Origin of the sequence: Alicyclobacillus sacchari, assembly GCF_004366795.1 — a bacterium.
Lineage (GTDB): Bacteria > Bacillota > Bacilli > Alicyclobacillales > Alicyclobacillaceae > Alicyclobacillus > Alicyclobacillus sacchari.
Genome location: NZ_SORF01000033.1, coordinates 1 through 5,697, shown reverse-complemented (window position 1 = coordinate 5,697; position 5,697 = coordinate 1). Strand labels below are relative to the sequence as shown.

At 45.1% G+C, this 5,697-nt stretch carries 7 protein-coding genes; all 7 read right to left on the bottom strand.

Translation table 11 applies throughout. The features are described 5' to 3' along the window. On the bottom strand, positions 1 to 611 hold a 611-nt coding region (locus C7445_RS13980; protein WP_134161292.1), incomplete at its 3' end, for a hypothetical protein. A 17-nt stretch (positions 612 to 628) separates the two neighbouring features. Continuing rightward, a complete protein-coding gene (locus tag C7445_RS13975) occupies positions 629 to 1,426 on the bottom strand; it encodes a TnsA endonuclease N-terminal domain-containing protein (RefSeq protein WP_134161290.1) in 798 nt (265 codons plus the stop codon). A gap of 151 nt (positions 1,427 to 1,577) precedes the next feature. Then, positions 1,578 to 2,078 carry a hypothetical protein gene (locus C7445_RS13970; protein ID WP_134161288.1) on the bottom strand — a complete coding sequence of 167 codons (501 nt, stop codon included), beginning with the start codon at positions 2,076 to 2,078 and terminating at the stop codon, positions 1,578 to 1,580. A gap of 90 nt (positions 2,079 to 2,168) precedes the next feature. Continuing rightward, positions 2,169 to 3,026: a tyrosine-type recombinase/integrase gene (locus tag C7445_RS13965; RefSeq protein WP_134161286.1), complete on the bottom strand. Its 858-nt coding sequence runs from the start codon at positions 3,024 to 3,026 to the stop codon at positions 2,169 to 2,171. A 349-nt stretch (positions 3,027 to 3,375) separates the two neighbouring features. Beyond that, positions 3,376 to 4,020, bottom strand: a complete 645-nt coding sequence (locus tag C7445_RS13960) for a hypothetical protein (protein WP_134161284.1) — start codon at positions 4,018 to 4,020, stop codon at positions 3,376 to 3,378. A gap of 390 nt (positions 4,021 to 4,410) precedes the next feature. Then, positions 4,411 to 5,076, bottom strand: a complete 666-nt coding sequence (locus C7445_RS13955; protein ID WP_166669174.1) for a four helix bundle protein — start codon at positions 5,074 to 5,076, stop codon at positions 4,411 to 4,413. 16 nt (positions 5,077 to 5,092) lie between these two features. Continuing rightward, complete coding sequence (locus C7445_RS13950; RefSeq protein ID WP_134161281.1) at positions 5,093 to 5,398, bottom strand: hypothetical protein; 306 nt, start codon at positions 5,396 to 5,398, stop codon at positions 5,093 to 5,095. Between the last annotated feature and the right edge of the window lie 299 nt (positions 5,399 to 5,697).

The following is a 5,697-nucleotide window of genomic DNA, read 5'->3' as shown; positions in this document are numbered from 1 at the left end:
CGTAAGCTGTTCTGCCTCTGGCTGTAATAGTGCTTGTTCAACCCAGCCCTAATCGCTTTTTTCATTTTGTCATCCACATTGACCCCTTGATTCCCGTCACGGATACGAGGTCGTCCACGTTTCTTATCGCTGATCTTTTTCTCCTGCCCTGGAGCACCACAGTTTGCAAACCGAGGTAGAACACTGTTTTTGACACCACCTCCCGACCAATATCGAACCAAGTACGTTTTCACGGTGTTGTAGCTGATGTGGAACGTTTCGCATGCCTGCTTTATGGCTTGCTGACGATAGCGAGGGACAAACGCATACTGTTCCCCTTCGACCACTTGGAAGAAAAATTGCACAACTTCCCATGCGAAGTCCCGCTTCGCCCTTTGGACATCGGTCAAATCATTGTCGGAGTCCAGCCGAACAATGTTGTCATCAACCATCTGCAGTTCTTGGTTTTCAACAAATTCCTCAAACTCCAGAAAAGTCAGGGGGCGCGGAAAGTGGTTCTTATCCACTTCCACGATATAAACCATCGATGTGATTTTATTTATGAAAACGACCCTAAACAGCTTTCCTCTTCTGTCTGCAAACAACTGATTCACGACCAGTTTCATTGCCATTGCCGTTACTCCCTTCATTACTGAAGAACGTCCCTGACTTTCCGCACTGTCTGCACACTCTGATTCATATCGATGCGAATCAACTTCTTGGCGATTAAATATCTAAACAGGTACAGTCCCGTTCCCTGAGATACCCCTTCTCTGTGGTCGAAGGCGCTGAGCACGTCTTTGAGTTTCAAATCTGAGTGTCTTACCAAATCATCATGCAACAATCGGGCTTGTTCCGCCTTTTGATTGGCATCCATACCATCGTCCAGCAACGTTTCGCGCACCCACGCAATGTTCTTCGCGAACTGTTTTGGAATTTGCTTGTCCGTTATTAACTTCCACTCAACACCCTTCGCACGCCAATATCGGCGTTGGATCTCCAAATTTTCAACCGTAGTATTCCGTTTCAGTTCGCTGGCGTTTTTCACGCTCCGCGCTACCAATCTCTCTTTCCCGTTGGCATCTCGAACGGTCAATAAGAAACTGGTCGTGAGCACCAGCGGAACTCCACTTTCCTTGTCCCTAAATTTGTCCAGGCGGAGATCGTCCTTGTAATCAATTGTTTCCATTAAGTTAAGCATTGGAAAGGATTCTCGGATATCGACGACTGCATCACACCACTCAAATATAAGAAAGCAACGTAATTGACCGTCAGATTGCAGATGGTAGATCCTTGGAACTTTAACCCCATATATCCGCGTAGCCCTTCCGATACTGGGGAAATCACTGATTTTCACCCAGGGAATATAAAACTTATCGGTACCCTGTCCGCGTCCCTCGCGTAGCCATTTGTTGAGTTTCTCGTCAGTCCAAGGCTGTTTCGCCATTGCAATCACATCCCTTTCTACGGACAAAACGGTGTCTATAGTGTCCACCCAGCAAGCTCTTTGACAAAAAGCAATGGGGTCCCGTTTTTTTTAATAACGGAACCCCACTCGTCGTGTGGTGCATCATATTTTATTTCTCTTAGTCGTTCGGCTACTTAACGGCGACCATCGTATCGCCTTCTCGTTTCAATACATGAATCTCATTGGTATCGAAATCCACAAGGTACACTTGTAAAGCAGTCCCGTCCAAAAAGTCAGAAGCCGTATCATGAAGTCTTGGATGACCATTGTCGGGATTGATATAGTTCAGAAGGTCATCTTCGGTGGAGTCATATTTATCCTCATCGGGAAGATCGGAATGATCATTGCCCTGATTCAAGAACTTCAATGTTTTTCTCATTGTTCTCCTATACCCATCGATACCTTTTTCCAACAGCGACAACAAGAACACGCCGCTTTCCGTATCTTCTTCTGCGTTGAATGATTTCCACTCGATAGAATCAAAGATTGAACGAAGAGATGCGACGTCATTCGAGTTGAACACGTTCAGGAACCTCTCATTGACCTTATTGAACTGTTGCTCCGAATCAACCGTGTACGTACATCCATGAACCTGCCCCTGAATTCGGAATCCAGCAAATATGTTATGCAATATGCTTCCTCCTCTGTTGATGTCATTTTTGACCCTCAATTGAGAGGGAGTCGATTTGCAACCCGAATCAATTCTCAAAATCCAGAAACCCTACAACAGTTCTGCTTTGCGCTTCATTTCACTTCTGCTGGGGTTTGTATACAAGAGCGTAACCTTGAGATCCTTGTGACCACACTGATTCGCCACCTCATGAACAGAAAACCCATTCTCTAAAGCATTTGTTGCATAGAAATGTCTTAAAGTATGGGGTGTGATCACTTGGCTAAATCTCTTGAACTGCTTATTGATGACTGTTCTGTCTACCCGCTCGGTTTCGCGGGAGTTAAACAGATACTCACTCCCAGGTTTACGGACTTTCATGTATTCCCGAATCGCCGCAACGATCCTGCTGTTTAGATAAACCAGCCTTTGCTTTCCGCCCTTGCCCTTACGGACAACGACTTCCTTCGCCTCTAAACTGAGGTCTGTTAGCTTGACATTGAGTGCTTCACTGATTCGCAATCCCGCATACGCCAACAAAGTCGCCAAGGCATACAATCGCTTATCCCCTGACTCCAAGATTTCCTGCCTAAATTTCTCTACATCACTCTTTGAAATGATGCAAGGGTTTGCGAAATCCAGTTCCACCTTCATGAAGTCGGATTTCTCAACCACGACGTCATCCTGAGTGCCCTTACCAGCTAAAAATTGGTTGTACGCAACCATGGCACTTAGATATCCATTTACCGTTTTTGCGTTCAGATGTTTCCCCTTAAACCGTTTCACGTTGATGAGGTAATTCCTGTAATCCAGAATGTTCTCCCGATACAATCGCTTGCAGTCCATTCCATATGTATCACGGAACCATTTCAAATACTGCTGAACGTTCAAAACGTAAGTTTTGATGGTGTTTTGACTTTTACTCGACTGAGAGAGAAACGCCGAAAATTCTTCAATTAAGTCTTCCATGCTTTCCTCCTCAATCGCTCAGAAATTCTGTTGCATTCAATCTGTCTCTGAATCTCCAGAGTTGTGTTGCACTCACGTCCAAATTCTAACTCCAGATTTGATAGAAGTGCAACATAAGAATGGTTCTGTTGATTAGCGATAACCATACCCAACCGAACGACAAGGGCTGGAGTCACTTTGACTGACCCAGCCCGCCGTCATCAAACAAAATAGTACATGTCTGTCTCTACTCCACCTGGCTCATCGCGAGCAGTGTGGAACAGGTCACTCCTACCGATAAACCACGCCACATGCTTCACTGCAATTGCGTCAAAATCACGAAACGCCTTCGGGATAACATAGTTGCCGCTTATGAGAACGTAGTGTGCCACAAGTAGAGCATCCTGAAAAAGTACGCTTCCTGTTCCGCATTACATTCGAGCATGTCTTTCATGCTGTAGGAGTGCCCCGCATCCTCACCGCCGCGAAAATCTTTCGCACAAATTTGATATATGGCATCTTTGACTTTAATCACGGGAACCGCTTCTATGTCGTATCGATACTGCAGGATTAAAGCGATATGAGACAGTCTTTCTGATGCCAAGCTTTGTCTCAACTCTACCTCATTTGGATGAATCCGCTCGGCAGGCGACATATTCGAAATACACGTTTGCTGAACACCTTCTGGAAATGTTGCAACCACTGCTTTTTCCTCATTATCCATAGGATAGTCAGAAGGGAGTTGGCTCACGAAATACGTCCATATTTTCAATGACTCTTCATCCGCTTTTTTCTGGATGATTTTATTGGACTCGTACCAGATCGATATATTCGAATCGGGTTCTTCGCCCTTTAACACAAGTTCATAAGAGCCATATGGATAGAACGAAATGGGGGTAACCTTGACTCCGTACCGATACGTTAAAATTGAGGTAATGTGGCTAAGCTTTTCGCACGCCAAGTAGTGTTGAAGTTGCTGGATCGTCACGCTTTTCTCTTTCGTGTTCATGCTCATTAGAAACTCTCCTTTATCCATAGTTTTTGATTTGATATCCTTTGCACATCGCTGACCCAATTAAATGCCCTGGCTTTGTCTTCCCTCCAATCCTTGACGGTTTCGCACCCTTGAAGCAAAACGAAAAAGCTGATTTGCGGCAAAGGTGAGTAACCTTAACATTAACTTCCAACACTCTGCAGACAGACATACTAAGCCTGTTGAGCCATTGGAAAACATTAAATGTTTCAGTTAATCACCTCTCGCGCAAACCAGCTTTCGCGGTTCTATCGAGAGGAAAATAGTTTAAATCTCTCATATAGTATTCAATTGTACACACGAATACTACCATCAATTTCTCATATTGTAAACAATCTATTTATCAATGCTAATTGAGGTTCTTCATGATAACTACCTTCTACGATATCTACAGCGAACTCCTTCTTCTCGCGGCACATCGGGTATGAATCGTCCCTCATCGCTTGTCATCATCCGAAGCTGGTCTTGTTTTCTCAGCAACTCCAGACGTTCTACTTTCGCTTGCTCCTCCCATTGTAACACTGCGACTTCAAACTCAAAATCGTCATCGTTCACCTGCGATCCCCCCTGTTTTGCTTCAGGGTAGCTCAAGAGTTTTCGTTTGTCTACGCTCCGATTCTTGGTCTGTGGCGGCACAGGGGAGGATTGGTTGATGTCTTTTTGGACTTTCCGAATGAGGGCAATGATCAATCGAATAACCTCTTGAGTGGCTTCATCCAACTCATCATGCACCTTTTGGTTGATGAAGCCTAAACGCAGGCACAAATCAAGCCACGAAATCAGTTCATCTGCACTGCCCCTTGCTATTGAGTAAAAACTAAGGGTCTTGCGCGGGAAACACGAACTGTTGCCTTCTGCCAGGTTTGCCCCTATTGACGAAGCACACCTGGTCATCTGACTGACGGTCGAAAACTTCTGGTCGGCTGGAAATTCTTTGGTGATGGCGAATATGTCTACAGTCAAGGCTTGTGCCTTCTGCCATGCAATGAGACGTTTAAACGATCTTGTGTCGAAATCAACTGTCTTTCCGTTCGCCAAGTAATACACCCCCCTCTTATATCGCAGTCGTCTGATACAAGTCATTCAGCCGCCGCATCGGTTCCTCCGTACTCTGATACATCGCCTCACTTGCAAAAATGTGAGCACCGACTTCCACTTCCAAAACCCTAAATCGAATATCCTCCAATTCCTCTATAGTGTTTGCACTCATAAAAGAACTGTTCAAAAAGTTCTCCTTCAGGTCAAGCGCATCTTGTCGCAATCGCAACAGCTCCGTACTCGACATTGGATGAATCGAATGTTCAAATAGTCCTCGCTCAATCTGTTCCAACTTATCCCTGATGTTTTCGATTGTCGTCACCTCTCATCCCCCCTTTCAAATTGTGGTTTGTTCTATAGTCAATGATAGTCGGTGTCAATTAGGTCAACCACATAAAAGGTGTTCTACCTCGTCTGAGCATGGGGCGGGGAAAAGTGACAGATAGAAGGGGAAAAACGGAACCGAGTGGCGATATTCATGGAGAACCAGTAAAGGAATCCGAATCAAAAGTTGTTCCAGGTCGTCGGTCAAGTCCGAATTTGTGTGTAAATTGCCCCTACATGTAGAATGTGCTGAGTTTCGACGTGCCGCCTTTGACGGCTTTGCCTCGGCAAATCAAA